The sequence below is a fragment of the Campylobacter sp. genome (genome assembly GCF_017646085.1).
Lineage (GTDB): Bacteria > Campylobacterota > Campylobacteria > Campylobacterales > Campylobacteraceae > Campylobacter.
The window spans coordinates 16,862-30,596 of sequence record NZ_JAGCNF010000048.1 but is presented as its reverse complement, the minus strand read 5'-3'; the positions used below and the strand labels follow the sequence as shown (position 1 = coordinate 30,596).

Genomic DNA, 13,735 nt, shown 5'->3' with positions numbered 1-13,735 from the left:
GTATTTGCGCATATGTATTGGTAATTCAAAAATTTAATTCTGCAATATAACTACTATTTTTAATAAAACTTTAATGTATATTTAACTATAATTGATAATGCATTTCATTATTAAAGGTTATAAATATGACTCTAGATCTATTAGAAAACGGTGAAGTCGCTAAAATTTCAAATTTTAATGTAACAGAGCAGTTGCTTGAGCGATTTTTTAGTCTAGGACTTTCTAGGGCTAAAATGGTCAAAAAAGTTGGTAGTACTTTAGGTGGTTCAACAATCTTAATAGAGTGTGATAGGATGTGCTTAATGCTTAGAAGTGATGAAGCTAAAAGTATCGAGGTGGAAAAAATTTAATGAAAAAGATTATTAAAATAGCGCTAGTTGGCCAGCCTAATGTTGGTAAAACGCTTTTAATCAATGCTATAAGTGGTTCGCATTTAAAAGTTGGTAATTTTGCCGGTGTAACAGTTGAAAAATCAGAAGCTAAATTAAATTATAAAAATTATATTATAAATATTATTGATTTGCCTGGTACTTACTCTATCTATGGTTACTCTCTAGAGGAGAAAGTTGCAAGGGATTTTATATCTCAAAATAACTATGATCTTATTATAAATGTTGCTGATTCTACAAATTTAGAGCGTAATCTGATACTTACTACACAGATAATGGAAAAAAATAAAAAGATGATCTTAGCACTAAATATGAGTGATGAGGCCACTAAAGAAGGTATAAATATAAATGTTAAGACTTTAGAAGAGCTTTTAGGAGTGCCGTGTGTTTTGGTTTCAGCTAATACAAAATCGAATTTGGATAAATTGCTTGATTGTATTATTAAAACTTATGAGACTGAGTATAGACCAAATAAGCGTATATTTAGTGATGCTATTGAGAATGAGATACAAAGAGTTTGCGAGTTTTTAAATGCTAAAAATGATCCAAATATAAAAAGACTTAACCAAAGCATAAAAGAGATAGCTATTGCTTTGCTTAAACAAGATAATGAAATTTATAAAAATTTGCACGATAAGCCAATTTTTACTGAGCTTTCACGCATTATTAGCGATAGTCATAAAAATTTATACATACAATATAAAACAGAGTCCGTAAATCAAATTTTTATGCAAGAGTATAGCGATTTTGTAAATGGTGCAATAGCTGAGAGTGTTAAATATAATAAGCCAAAAGAGATTAATTATACTAAGATTGTAGATAAGGTACTAATTAATAAATATATTGGAATTCCTATATTTTTATTTTTTATGTGGTTACTTTTTTGGCTTACTTTTACGCTTGGATCAATTCCAATGGATTATATAGAGGCTGGATTTTCTGCGCTTGGTGATGTAATTAAAGAAAATATAGCCAATGATATGCTCGCTTCACTTTTAGCTGATGGGATTATTGGTGGAGTTGGCGCTGTTATACTATTTTTACCAAATATTATAATTTTATTTCTTGGAATTGCGCTTTTAGAAACTACTGGATATATGGCCCGTGTATCATTTTTGCTTGATGGGTTTTTTCATAAATTTGGCTTACATGGTAAAAGCTTTATCCCACTAGTGACTGGCTTTGGTTGTTCTGTGCCGGCTTTTATGGCTACACGCACACTTAAAAACCAAAAAGATCGCTTACTAACTCTATTTATTATCAATTTTATGAGTTGTGGGGCTAGACTTCCTGTTTATGTGTTATTTGTAGGAGCGTTTGCTCCAGAGTCTCAAGCAGGCAACTGGCTATTTGCTATATATATTTTAGGGGCGATTTTGGGGCTTATTGCTGCTAAGATTCTTAGAAAGACAGCATTTAAAGGGCCTGATGAGCCATTTGTTATGGAGATGCCAAAGTATAGAGTACCTAATTGGAAGCTAGTATGGTTTATGGTTTATAATAAGGCTAAAATGTATATCAAAAAAGCTGGTACTTTTATTCTTGCTGCTACTGTGCTTATATGGATAGCTAGCACTTTTCCGTTGCATAAAGATATAGTAGCAGAGTATGAGCAAAAGATAGAGCTTGCTACAAGTGATGAACAAAAAGATGAATTATCATTTGAATTAGAAAAATATTTGATAGAAAATAGCTATCTAGGAATGACTGGTAAGATTATAGAGCCAGTTTTTGCTCCGCTTGGATTTGACTGGAGACTTAGCGTCTCGCTAGTTAGCGGTCTAGCAGCCAAAGAGGTTGCCATCTCTACGATGGGTGTATTATACTCTTTAGGTTCAGAAGTTGATGAGACAAGTCAAGGTCTAATGAGTAAGATTAAAGAGGCTATACCATTTGATGTAGCTATAGCGTTTATACTATTTGTTATGATTTATAATCCTTGTTTAGCTGCAACTATTGTATTTGGCAAAGAAGCAGGTGGATATAAATATATTGGTTATCTATTTTTATTTACCACATTTGTAGCATATCTAGTCGCATTTATAGGATTAATAATTGCAAAACTTATCTAGAGTTTTGCAGTTTAAATTTAAAAAGTATCGTCATTACTAGTCTTGTTTGTAAAGCTAGTAATGACTTGCAAAATAATTAATTATATAAACTATCTTGATCTATTAAATTTAAAGCAAAACTATTTAAATATGGACTTTAATAGCGTATAGCCATTTTAAAATTAATATATTTTTTTAAGTTTGCAAGTCTATTTGCAATTGTAGTTGTACTGAAATCAAAATCAAATTTGTGCAAATCCACCTAAATCTTATAAAATTTATTTTTCATTGTGTCAGCTTTGTTAAAATGTTAGTATAAAGGAGTTTTGATGCTAAAATATATAATTACAACATTACTAGCCACGCTTACGCTAATGGCTAATCCAAAGGGTGAAAATATGCAAAATATAACGCAAACAGCAGCACAAACTAAACTGCAAAATCCAATCCAAATTTATTTAGGTGGTGGCTGTTTTTGGGGAACGCAGGGCTATTTTGATCGTATTATGGGTGTGGAGTATAGTGAAGTTGGTTATGCTAATGGCTCTAGTGCTCAAACTAGCTATCAACAGATTTCTCGTACTGATCACGCTGAAGTTGTAATGCTTAAATTTAACCCAAATATAGTAGATATTAATGAGATTTTAGAACATTATTATCGTATTATTGATCCATTTTCAATCAATCGTCAAGGTAATGATATAGGCAGACAATATCGCACTGGTATTTACTATAGTGATCTAAATTTAGAGCCAATTATTAAGGAATTTATTAAAGCCAAACAAGCTAAAACTACTAAGCCAATCGCCATCGAAGTTGCACCGCTAAGCAATTATGTAAAAGCCGAGGATTATCATCAAAAATATCTAGATAAAAACCCAAATGGCTATTGTCATATAGATTTAGATCTAGCATCTAAGCCTTTATATGATGAGAGTAAATTTAAAATTCCAAGCCTATCTGAATTAAAAGAAAAATTAAGCGATTTAGCATTTAAAGTTACCCAAGAAAAGGCTACAGAGCGCCCATATAGTAGTCAATATGATAAATTTGATGAGCGTGGAATCTATGTAGATATTGTGAGTAAAAAACCACTTTTTAGTTCTAGTGATAAATATGATGCTGGATGTGGTTGGCCTAGCTTTACTAAACCTATTACTACTGATGCGGCTAGTTATCACAGAGATCTTAGTCATGGAATGGAGCGTATCGAGGTTACATCTAGACAAAGCGGTAGCCATTTAGGTCATGTATTTGATGATGGGCCAATTGATAAAGGAGGGCTTAGATATTGCATTAATGGTGCTTCATTAGAGTTTATCCCATATGATCAGATGGATACTAGAGGGTATTCTGAATATAAAGTCTATGTAAAATAATTGTTATTTTACAAGTATGCTTTATTAAATTTCTATCTAGGTTTTAAACTTAGCAAGGGATATAATTATTAATTATTTTTTGCTTGGCGGTAACTTTTAAAGAACCGCTAAGTTTATAAAGTAATTTATAATGAAGTGCTTTTAAAAAATTAATTCAATATTTTATAGCTAATTTTATGCTTTACATATTTGTTCTAATACTAGTTTGCATCTATGTATTACATAAAATATCTGTCATAAAAATATAAGTATAGTTGAGCAATTAAAGAAAGTTAAAGAAATTTAGGGTATAATTAGCAATTTTAATCAAATTTAAAAAGGTATATAGTGTTTGAACTTATTGGCGAATCGCTAAAATCAGCTGTAAATAAACTTAAATTTGTCGATGATGAAAAGGCATTAAAAAATGCGCTTGAGACGCTGAAAAAGTCGCTGTTAAAGGCTGATGTTTATCACAAGGTGACAAAAGAACTTGTAAGTCTTGTAGAAGCTGATATGAAAAAGGGCACTATAGGCCAAAAGCAGTTTTTAGATAGTATAAAAACTAATTTAACTAATATTTTAACCGCTCCAAATGATGGTAATAAAGGTAGCGGATTTGTGTTTGCTTCAAACCCTCCAACAGTTGTGTTAATGGCTGGCTTACAAGGTGGTGGTAAAACCACAACAACTATAAAATTAGCAAGCTACCTAAAAGCACGTAAAAAACGTGTTTTAGTAGCTGCAGCTGACTTGCAGCGTTTAGCAGCAGTAGAACAGCTTAGACAGCTTTGTAGCGCAAATGAGATCGAGCTTTTTAGTATCGATGGTGAAAATAATCCAGTAAATGTAGCTCAAGAGGCATTGAAAAAAGCAAAAGATGGTCTTTATGATGTACTTTTGGTTGATACTGCTGGTCGCTTGGCAATAGATGAAGCATTAATGAGCGAATTAAAAGAGGTAAAATCTGTATTAAATCCAGATGAAATTTTTTATGTTGCAGATGCGATGAGTGGGCAAGATGGCGTACGCACTGCTACTAGTTTTAATGAAGCTCTTGGCATTACTGGGGTTATTTTAAGCAAATTTGATGCTGATACAAAAGGTGGTGTAGCTATAGGTATAGCACATCAAGTAGGAATTCCGCTTAGATTTGTCGGTGTGGGTGAAAAGGTAGCTGATCTTGAGAGCTTTATTCCTGATAGAATCGTCGGCAGAATTTTAGGCGAGGGCGATTTAGCAACTTTAGCTGAGAAAGCTTCTACAATCATAGATGAAAAAGAGGCCAAAAAGCTCAATAAAAAGATTAAAAAGGGTGAGTTTAATTTTAATGATTTTATAGCTCAGCTTGAGAGTGTTAAAAAGCTTGGAAGCATGAAAGGAATCTTGGGAATGATTCCTGGTATGAGTTCTATGGCAAATCAGTTAAAAGATATTGATCTAGACAATTCAGAGCAGATTAAACATATAAAAGCGATGATAAGTTCGATGACTCCAAAAGAAAGAGAGAATCCAGATCTATTAAATAATGCTAGAAAGCGTAGAATTGCTGCTGGGGCTGGACTTGATCAAATGACTGTAAATAGATTTTTAAAGCAATTTAGTAGTGCTGCAAAGTTGGCCAAAAAATTCTCTAATAAAGATAGTATGAAAGGCTTTGCAAATATGTTGGCAAACGCTAACCGCCCTAAATAAGTTAGGGTTTATTTATGGCTATGAATTTAGCTATAACTAAGCCTTATAAAAAATATTTTAGGAGAAAAAGATGGCAACAGTAGTTAGATTAACAAGAATGGGACGTAAAAAAAGACCATTTTATCGTATCGTAGTAACTGATAGTAGAAAAAGACGTGATAGTGGTTGGATTGAAAGCATTGGTTATTACAATCCAATGGTAGAGCCAGAAGTAGTTAAATTTGATGCTGAGAGATTAGCATATTGGAAAAGTGTTGGCGCTAAACTAAGCGATAGAGTCGCTCAAATTACAAAATAATGGTTGAAGATTTTTTAAAAGAGTATGCTAAACTTATAAGCGATTCACCTGATATTATCCGCACAGAGCGGATAAATTTAGGTGAGAACTTCGATGAGATTATTATCTATGCTAGTAAGGCCGATACTGGAAAATTAATCGGTAAAGATGGCAAAATGATAAATGCTATAAAAACTGTAGTTATAGGCTATAAAGCCAAAGATCCAACTTCATATAGAATTACGGTAAAAGCTATTGAAGAGTGATTTAGTAGAGGTTTGCATACTTGGTAAAACCGTAGGATTAAAGGGAGCTTTAAAGCTTCATAACCGTAGTGATTTCATAGAGCAGTATAAAAAAGGTGCTAAATTTTATGATAAGTTTGGTAATCTTTTATCCATTAAGAGCTATGAACCTTCTAATTCGCTTGTAATATTTGATGGATTTGAAAGTATTGAAGCAGCAAAAGAGCTTGTAAATCGAGTTTTATACCGTACTGTAGAAGATACTAAAAAGAGTTGTAAGCTTAAAAAAGATGAGTATTTTTATTTTGATATCATAGATTCTATGGTTTATGAGGGCGAGATTTTGCTTGGTAAAATTGACGATATTTTAGAAGTTGGGGCTGGATTTTTATTTGATATTAAGACTAGCACAGAACTTATTAGCAAAGGACTTGCAAAGCAGTTTTATATACCATATCAAGATAATTTTATTATTAAGATTGATATTAACAGCAAAAGAGTAGATGTAAAAAACTCTATGGATATATTGCTTAATTCTTAGCTTATGAAATTTAACTTTATAACCTTATTTCCAAATTTAGTTACGCCATATTTTAGCGACTCTATACTTGGCAGAGCTCAGACAAGTGGACTAATAGAGATCAATTGTATAAACCCACGAGATTTTACTCAAAATAAACATAAAAAAGTTGATGAGTATATGGTTGGTGGTGGGGCTGGGCTTTTGATGAGTGCGCAACCACTTTGTGATGCGATTGATAGTATAGGGCAGACGCATGTAATTTATCTCACTCCAGCCGGTAAAAAATTTAATCAAAATGACGCTAAGAGACTTGCGAAGCTAGAAAATATTAGTTTTATTTGTGGTAGATATGAGGGTATAGATGAACGTGTTATCGAGAGTAGAGTAAATGAGGTTTTTTGCATAGGGGATTTTATTTTAACTGGTGGTGAGCTTGCTGCTATGAGTCTTTGTGATGCTATTAGCCGCAATATTGCCGGGGTTTTAGGTAATGCAAATTCATTAGATATTGAGAGTTTTGAAGATGGAATTTTAGAGGCTCCAAGCTTTACAAAGCCAAATATTTTTAATGGCTCACCTGTGCCTTCAGCTTTTTTAAAGGGTAATCATAGTATAATCAACGCTTTAAAAAATCATATGGCGCTTTGCAAAACTCGGTTTTTTCGCCCTGATTTGTATCAAACTCTTAAATCGCCAAACTTTAAGGAAAAAAGATGAGAAATAAATATATTGAAGCATTTGAAAATGCTCAAATCGCGACTAAGTCTGTGCCTGACTTTCGTGCTGGTGATACTTTGAGAATTGCTATCCACATCAAAGAAGGCGACAAAAGCAGAATTCAAAACTTTGAAGGCGTTTGTATAGCTCGCCGCGGTAGTGGTACTGGTGAGACTTTTATCATTCGCAAAATCGGTGCTAATAGCGTTGGTGTAGAGAGAATTTTCCCTATTTATAGCGATAGCTTAGAGAGTATTACAGTACTACGTAGAGGTCGTGTAAGACGTTCTAAACTATTCTATCTACGTGATAGACGTGGTAAAGCTGCTAGAATTAAAGAGCTTAAAAAGTAATTTTTATTACAATTTCGCCCCTTTTTTTGGGGCTTCTTCTTTATCTCAATTTTTAATCATTATTTTGGACTTACTGTGGAAAAAATTATTTTTAATTTTAATATTTTTGATGGTGTTAAGACTGCTATGCTTTGTGAGAGTGAATTTAGCAAGGAAATTCGTATAACTATGGCTAAAGATGCAGTTATGAAAGAACATATGGCTCCAAATGCGATTATAGTTCAAGTGCTTCGTGGTGGTATTGAATTTGAAATGAGCGGTAAGATTTTGGTTATGAATGAATTTGATATGATTACATTGCCTGCATTTATACCTCATTCGTTAAAGGCATTAGAAAATTCTATAATAAGACTAAGTTTATCAAAATCTGATAGTCATACAAGGGTTTTTAAGGTAGCAAATAGTAAAAAGTAATTTTTAAATTTGCTTTATATACTACTATCATTTAAATTTTTACAAAAACTAGCTTTAATTGCTTATGCTATAAATAATTAGAGTTTAAATTTAAAGTTATCAAATTTAAACTCTAAAAAAACTAGAAAATTATCCCCTCTCTATCTTGCTTTTCTAGGATATTATTTTGTTCTTTTGGTAAAGGTGAGGTGGTAGTATATAATGCATCTACTCCGTTATAAACTTTACGATATACACCAGGAGGCATATCAAATTTACGTTTAGTTTGTGGATACTCAGTAATAAAGTCTTGCATAAACTGCTTAAATACTGGTGCTGCTGTTCTAGAGCCACCCTCTACATAGCGCATCGGAGTGTTATTGTCATTTCCATACCATATTAATACTTGAATCTCAGGGCTAAAACCGCAAAACCATGCATCTACACTCTCATTAGTTGTTCCTGTTTTTCCAGCTAGCTCGATTCCATCTGTTTTAGCTGATCGTCCAGTACCGCTGTCTACGACATCTTGAAGCATTTTAATCATTAGATATGCTTGTTCTGGTTTGATAATCTCGCTGCTTTTTAGCTCAAATTTAAATATCTCGCCATTTTTGTTCTCTACAAAATTAATTAGTCTAGTCTCATGTCTAGTACCAAGTCCTGGAAATATTGAGTACTGCTCGCTATAATCCATAAGACTAACCCCAAAACTCCCAAGTGCGATTGAAAGATTGCTAGGAATATTTTTAAAGCCAAAACTCTCTAAATCTCTTTGAACTACATCAAGTCCAAGAGAGTTTAAAAGATTTATTGTAGCTAGGTTGCGTGATTGTTTTAAAGCATCATTTAATGTGATCAAACCTTTAAAATTGCCACTAAAATTTTTAGGCTTCCAGTCTTGATCTTCTTGATTGTCTTTATTTACACCTTCGTAAATTCTAGATATATCAGCTATTTTGCTTTGGGGGGATAATCCTTGATTTAAAGCAATTTGATATATAAAAGGTTTAAAGCTAGAACCTGGCTGGCGAGAGCTTTGTGTAGCACGGTTAAAATTACTTTTGGCATAATCTACGCCACCCACTAAAGCTAATATATCTCCATTAGTTGGATTAGTGACGATCATTGCGCCATTTAATACTGTGGTATTTGCGTCTTTATTTCGTTTTAGGATCTCATTATATCCAAATTTAAGTGCATTTCTAGCTATTTCTTGGACTTTTAAATCAGCATTTAAAGTAATCTTATATCCACCATATCTGATATCAGGATAGAGTAGGGCTAGCTGTTTAATCGTCTCATCTACTAGATATGGAGCTTTATTTTGAGTCAAGGTTTGGTCATAAATTTTTGGTGTTTCTTTTATAGCAGCTTGATACTCTTTGGTTGTTATCCAGCCGATATTGTGCATTCTTAGAAGTACATTATTTGCCCTTGAGAGAGATAGATCTAAATGTCTTGTAGGATCATAGCTGCTAGGCGCTTTTGGTAGGCCTACTAGTATAGATATCTCTTTTAAGCTTAGTTCATCAAGATTTTTTTTAAAATATCCAAGCGCAGCAGTCTTAATCCCATAATATCCGTGACCAAAATATACCTGGTTTAAATATCGTTCAATTATCTGTTCTTTAGTTAGAGTATGTTCAACTTCGTAAGAGATTATTAACTCTTTTAGTTTACGAGTAAATTTTTTCTCACGTGTTAAGAGCATATTTTTGACTAGTTGTTGAGTTAGGGTTGAAGCACCTTCAACTAAAGCCATTGCTTGAATATCTTTGATTGCTGCTCTAAAAATTGCTTCATAATTTATCCCGCCATGTTCAAAAAATGCTGTATCTTCTATAGCAATTAGTGCCTCTATAATGCGTGGCGGAATTTCGCTAAATTTAGCGTATTGTCTATTTTCTTCATCAAAAATATAGGCTACTAAATCACCATTTTTATCATAAATATGAGTCGTTAATTTTGGATTATAATCTACAATTTTAGATATATCAATCTTAATCTGAGAGTAAAAATATATAATTCCAGCCACGCTAGCTAATGCTAAAATTATAATTAGGTTGAAAATATATTTCATAAAAATGCCTTTAAATTTATAATATCTAGCCCCATGGCTGTGGGTTTGTTGCCGCTTTCTTGTTCTATATATATTTTATTAAATCCTTCTATCATCATCGCTCCAGCTTTATCTTTCCATAATCCGCTAGCTATGTATTCATCTAAATGAGATGAATTAAATTTAGCAAATTTATAGCTTGCAATACTTAGCATATCAATAGAGATATTTGAGCTAATAAACTTCATAGCAGTATAGACGCTAGTCAAATTTCCGCTTTGCAACTCTAGCATATATCTAGCGTGTGCTTCATCTGTAGCCTTACCAAGAATTTTTCCACAAGCTGCTACGCTACTATCAGCAAAAAGAACACGCTCATACTGGTTTTTAAATTTATCAAAAAATTGCTTTGCTTTGTTATTTACGATACTCATAGCATATTTTGCTGGTGGTAAATTTGTATCAAATTCTTCATCATAATCTAGGCTAACTTGAATAAACTCAACACCATATTCACGCAAAATCATCGCTCTACTAGCTGAGCTAGATGCTAAAACTATCATAAAAATCCTCTAAAAGTAACACCAAGATAGATATTAATAAACGATAAAACGATATTTAAAGGGGTAAAATAATATATTATCAAAACTAAATTTTCATGACTCATAAGCATATCATCTTTTAAAAACGCCTCTTTGGCTTGACGAAATTTATACCAAATATATGCTAAATTTGCCCCAATAAATGCTAAAATTGCTAGCTTAGTTTTAACAATTGCTTCGACCATCGGATCGCCAATTGGAAATCGTTCTCCATAAGACATAAACATACCGCCAAATCCTAAAAATGCCACTATCGCTAAGGCACTAAAAAGAAATTTATTAAATTCTTTTAAAATTAGCTTATAGCGATGTGGATTTTGCTCAATATCCCTAAAGCAGTAATGACCACAAACTACCACTGTAATCTGTAAAGCAATAAAAAGCGCCGCAACGCTAATATGCATAAATGGCGCAATCTGGTCAAGTCTAGCAAATGAACTATTTAAAGCGTTCAAAGTTTACTCTTAATTAATTTGTTAGCTTCTTCTAGGGCATTTGATATTTTGCTTATATCTTTGCCTCCAGCAGTGGCAAAGTCATCTCTTCCGCCTCCGCCTCCGCCTACAATTGGGGCAATTGCTTTTACTAATTCTCCAGCTTTTATATTGCAATTTTTAGATCCAGCTGCTAGCATTACCTTGCCATCTTTGGCGCTAGCTAAAAATATTACAACACTATCAAATTTGTTTTTTATTTCATCAATTTTTGCCTTGATATCACCATTAAATTCATCAACAACTACATTAATGCCATTTATAAGCTTAGAATCTAGTTCTACTGATGAATTAGTATTTTTTATCTCATTTTGAAGAGATTTTATCTCATCTTTTAGCTTAGCAATAGCAGCAATTGGACTAGCGCCTTTTAAACTAGCTTTAATCTCTTCAAGCTCGTTTCTTAGCTCATTTGCGTAGTTTAGCGCAGCACGAGAACAAACCGCCTCAATACGCCTAACTCCAGCACTTACACCGCTCTCTTTGGTGATAAAAAAGCTACCTATTTCATTGATATTTTCAACATGAGTGCCACCACATAGCTCCTTAGAACAGCCTAAAGTTAAAACTCGCACTTCATCACTATATTTTTCACCAAAGAGTGCTATAGCTCCACTATTTTTAGCTGAGTTTATATCCATTATTTCTACTTTTGCTTTAGCGCCTGCTTGGATTTGGTCATTTACAACTTTTTCAATTTGGACTAACTCATCACTACTTACAGGTTTTGGATGGCTAAAGTCAAATCTTAATTTATCAGCCTCTACGCTACTTCCAGCTTGAGATATATGTGAGCCTAAAACACTTCTAAGTGCTGCGTGAAGTAGGTGTGTGGCTGAGTGGTGACGACGGATTTCTAATCTATTTGGGCTTACTTTGCACTCTACTTCGTCACCTACATTAATAGTAGAACTTACTTGAATTTGGCTTAAATTTAGTTCAAAATATTTTTTAGTATCTAAAACTTTGTTATCATTTATTTTGCCACTATCTCCACACTGTCCACCGCTTTGAGCATAAAATGGAGTTTTATCAAGCATTATATATCCACTCTCGCCAGTGCTTAATTTATTGGTGATTTTAAATTCGTCATTAAGCAGAGCTAGAACATGGCTAGTCGAGCTTAGGCTGTCATATCCAATAAATTCATTTTTGCCAAATTTTTCAAGTAGTTCTTTAAAATCCCCACTCTCCTTAGCCGCATCACCACTTCCTTTCCAGCTAGCTTTTGCTCTTGCTTTTTGCTCACTCATTAAAGTATCAAATTTAGCAGCATCTACACTTAAGCCTTTTTCTCTTAACATATCTGCAGTTAGATCTAGTGGAAAACCATAAGTATCATAAAGCTTAAACGCTACTTCCCCACTAAAAATATCTTTAGTTTTAGCAAGTTCTTCATTAAATAGATCTAATCCAGCAGCAATAGTAGCTAAAAATCTCTCTTCTTCAAGTTTAATCAACTCTTTTACATACTCTTTTTTCTCATTTAAATATTCATAGTGACCACCCATTAATTCTACTACTTTATCTACAAGTCTATACATAAATGGCTCTTTTATGCCAAGAAGATATCCATGTCTTAGGGCTCGTCTTAGAATTCTTCTAAGGACATATCCACGTCCTTCTTTGTCGAAATTTACGCCTTGAGCTAGCAAAAATACAACCGATCTGATATGATCGCTAATAACTCTAAAGCTTGCACCGCTTTCATACTCATAAGCTACATTTGCAATTTTGGCTACTTCATTAATAAGTGGCATAAATAGCGAGCTATCATAATTACTAAATTTGCCCTCTTTAATAGCTGTAACCCTCTCAAGTCCCATTCCAGTATCGATGCTAGGTTTTGGTAGTGGCGTCATAGTTCCATCGCTACTTCTTTCAAACTGCATAAATACAAGATTCCAAATTTCTAAAAATCTATCGCCATCGCCACCCATATAATCTTCATCACTATTAAAATGTTCAGCGCCTTGGTCATAAAATATCTCGCTACATGGTCCACACGGTCCAGTATCTCCCATTGCCCAGAAGTTATCTTTATCACCAAATTTATAAATTCTCTCTTTTTGGATATGTTTTTGCCAAATTTCATAAGCTTCATCATCATTTTCATGCACGGTTACATATAATCTATCTTTTGGAAGCTTTAAAACTTCAGTTACAAACTCCCATGCATAGGCAATTGCTTCAGTTTTAAAATATTCACCAAAACTAAAATTACCAAGCATTTCAAAAAATGTATGGTGCCTAGCTGTATAGCCTACATTATCTAAATCATTGTGTTTGCCTCCAGCTCTAATGCATGTTTGGCAACTAGTACGAATTGGTGGATTAGGGCGTGGTACATCCCCAGTAAATATGCTCTTAAATGGAACCATTCCAGCGTTTGTAAAAAGCAAGGTTGCATCATCAGGAACCAAGGCTGAAGAGGCAACTACTTCGTGTCCTTTGCTTTTAAAAAACTCTAAATACTCTTTTCTAATATCCATAGATTCTATCCTATTTAAAAAAATGGCTAGATTGTATCATAAATTTACTAAATTTATTAAATTTAGAATAAATTTTATATCCAA

At 33.2% G+C, this 13,735-nt stretch carries 14 protein-coding genes; 10 read left to right on the top strand and 4 right to left on the bottom strand.

The features are described 5' to 3' along the window. Nucleotides 1-125: 125 nt before the first annotated feature. The 10 genes from J6V67_RS02435 to J6V67_RS02390 all read left to right on the top strand — a co-directional run bounded on the left by J6V67_RS02435 (nt 126) and on the right by J6V67_RS02390 (nt 8,022). Complete coding sequence (locus tag J6V67_RS02435; protein WP_291857949.1) at nt 126-350, top strand: FeoA family protein; 225 nt, start codon at nt 126-128, stop codon at nt 348-350. Next, nucleotides 350-2,461 (top strand): ferrous iron transport protein B, encoded by a 2,112-nt coding sequence (feoB, locus tag J6V67_RS02430; RefSeq protein WP_291857948.1) that lies wholly within the window; start codon nt 350-352, stop codon nt 2,459-2,461. The genes J6V67_RS02435 and feoB overlap by 1 nt, the downstream gene beginning before the upstream one ends. 377 nt (nt 2,462-2,838) lie before the next feature. Further along, the gene (gene msrB / locus J6V67_RS02425) at nt 2,839-3,819 is read left to right on the top strand and encodes a peptide-methionine (R)-S-oxide reductase MsrB (RefSeq protein WP_291858065.1); all 981 of its coding nucleotides are present in this window, start codon (nt 2,839-2,841) and stop codon (nt 3,817-3,819) included. 327 nt (nt 3,820-4,146) lie between these two features. Then, the gene (ffh, locus tag J6V67_RS02420; protein WP_291857946.1) at nt 4,147-5,493 is read left to right on the top strand and encodes a signal recognition particle protein; all 1,347 of its coding nucleotides are present in this window, start codon (nt 4,147-4,149) and stop codon (nt 5,491-5,493) included. A 70-nt stretch (nt 5,494-5,563) separates the two neighbouring features. Beyond that, nucleotides 5,564-5,791 (top strand): 30S ribosomal protein S16, encoded by a 228-nt coding sequence (gene rpsP, locus J6V67_RS02415; RefSeq protein ID WP_086247075.1) that lies wholly within the window; start codon nt 5,564-5,566, stop codon nt 5,789-5,791. Then, nucleotides 5,791-6,036: a KH domain-containing protein gene (locus J6V67_RS02410; RefSeq protein ID WP_086237633.1), complete on the top strand. Its 246-nt coding sequence runs from the start codon at nt 5,791-5,793 to the stop codon at nt 6,034-6,036. Before rpsP ends, J6V67_RS02410 begins: the two co-directional genes overlap by 1 nt. Next, entirely contained in the window at nt 6,026-6,556 is a 531-nt protein-coding gene (gene rimM, locus J6V67_RS02405; RefSeq protein ID WP_291857942.1) for a ribosome maturation factor RimM, read from the top strand. Before J6V67_RS02410 ends, rimM begins: the two co-directional genes overlap by 11 nt. 3 nt (nt 6,557-6,559) lie before the next feature. After that, entirely contained in the window at nt 6,560-7,255 is a 696-nt protein-coding gene (gene trmD / locus J6V67_RS02400) for a tRNA (guanosine(37)-N1)-methyltransferase TrmD (RefSeq protein WP_086229542.1), read from the top strand. After that, nucleotides 7,252-7,608, top strand: coding sequence for a 50S ribosomal protein L19 (rplS, locus tag J6V67_RS02395; RefSeq protein WP_086224039.1), 357 nt, complete (start codon nt 7,252-7,254; stop codon nt 7,606-7,608). Before trmD ends, rplS begins: the two co-directional genes overlap by 4 nt. A gap of 126 nt (nt 7,609-7,734) precedes the next feature. Beyond that, complete coding sequence (locus J6V67_RS02390) at nt 7,735-8,022, top strand: cupin domain-containing protein (RefSeq protein ID WP_179186968.1); 288 nt, start codon at nt 7,735-7,737, stop codon at nt 8,020-8,022. Between the two features lie 121 nt (nt 8,023-8,143). Here the strand turns inward: J6V67_RS02390 and J6V67_RS02385 are convergent, their stop codons facing one another. From J6V67_RS02385 to alaS, 4 genes are read right to left on the bottom strand one after another with little or no spacing between them, the layout of a single operon-like run. Then, entirely contained in the window at nt 8,144-10,084 is a 1,941-nt protein-coding gene (locus J6V67_RS02385; RefSeq protein WP_291857935.1) for a transglycosylase domain-containing protein, read from the bottom strand. After that, nucleotides 10,081-10,626: a septum formation inhibitor Maf gene (gene maf / locus J6V67_RS02380; protein WP_291857933.1), complete on the bottom strand. Its 546-nt coding sequence runs from the start codon at nt 10,624-10,626 to the stop codon at nt 10,081-10,083. The genes J6V67_RS02385 and maf overlap by 4 nt, the downstream gene beginning before the upstream one ends. Then, nucleotides 10,623-11,120: a hypothetical protein gene (locus tag J6V67_RS02375; protein WP_291857932.1), complete on the bottom strand. Its 498-nt coding sequence runs from the start codon at nt 11,118-11,120 to the stop codon at nt 10,623-10,625. The genes maf and J6V67_RS02375 overlap by 4 nt, the downstream gene beginning before the upstream one ends. After that, the gene (gene alaS / locus J6V67_RS02370; RefSeq protein WP_291857930.1) at nt 11,117-13,651 is read right to left on the bottom strand and encodes an alanine--tRNA ligase; all 2,535 of its coding nucleotides are present in this window, start codon (nt 13,649-13,651) and stop codon (nt 11,117-11,119) included. Before alaS ends, J6V67_RS02375 begins: the two co-directional genes overlap by 4 nt. Nucleotides 13,652-13,735: the final 84 nt, after the last annotated feature.

Bases quoted from the DNA above. Each gene is read 5' to 3' on its own strand.
- J6V67_RS02435 (WP_291857949.1), top strand. From the start codon at position 126: ATGACTCTAGATCTATTAGAAAACGGTGAAGTCGCTAAAATTTCAAAT.
- feoB (WP_291857948.1), top strand. From the start codon at position 350: ATGAAAAAGATTATTAAAATAGCGCTAGTTGGCCAGCCTAATGTTGGT.
- msrB (WP_291858065.1), top strand. From the start codon at position 2,839: ATGCAAAATATAACGCAAACAGCAGCACAAACTAAACTGCAAAATCCA.
- rpsP (WP_086247075.1), top strand. From the start codon at position 5,564: ATGGCAACAGTAGTTAGATTAACAAGAATGGGACGTAAAAAAAGACCA.
- J6V67_RS02410 (WP_086237633.1), top strand. From the start codon at position 5,791: ATGGTTGAAGATTTTTTAAAAGAGTATGCTAAACTTATAAGCGATTCA.
- trmD (WP_086229542.1), top strand. From the start codon at position 6,560: ATGAAATTTAACTTTATAACCTTATTTCCAAATTTAGTTACGCCATAT.
- rplS (WP_086224039.1), top strand. From the start codon at position 7,252: ATGAGAAATAAATATATTGAAGCATTTGAAAATGCTCAAATCGCGACT.
- J6V67_RS02390 (WP_179186968.1), top strand. From the start codon at position 7,735: ATGCTTTGTGAGAGTGAATTTAGCAAGGAAATTCGTATAACTATGGCT.
- J6V67_RS02385 (WP_291857935.1), bottom strand. From the start codon at position 10,084: ATGAAATATATTTTCAACCTAATTATAATTTTAGCATTAGCTAGCGTG.
- maf (WP_291857933.1), bottom strand. From the start codon at position 10,626: ATGATAGTTTTAGCATCTAGCTCAGCTAGTAGAGCGATGATTTTGCGT.
- alaS (WP_291857930.1), bottom strand. From the start codon at position 13,651: ATGGATATTAGAAAAGAGTATTTAGAGTTTTTTAAAAGCAAAGGACAC.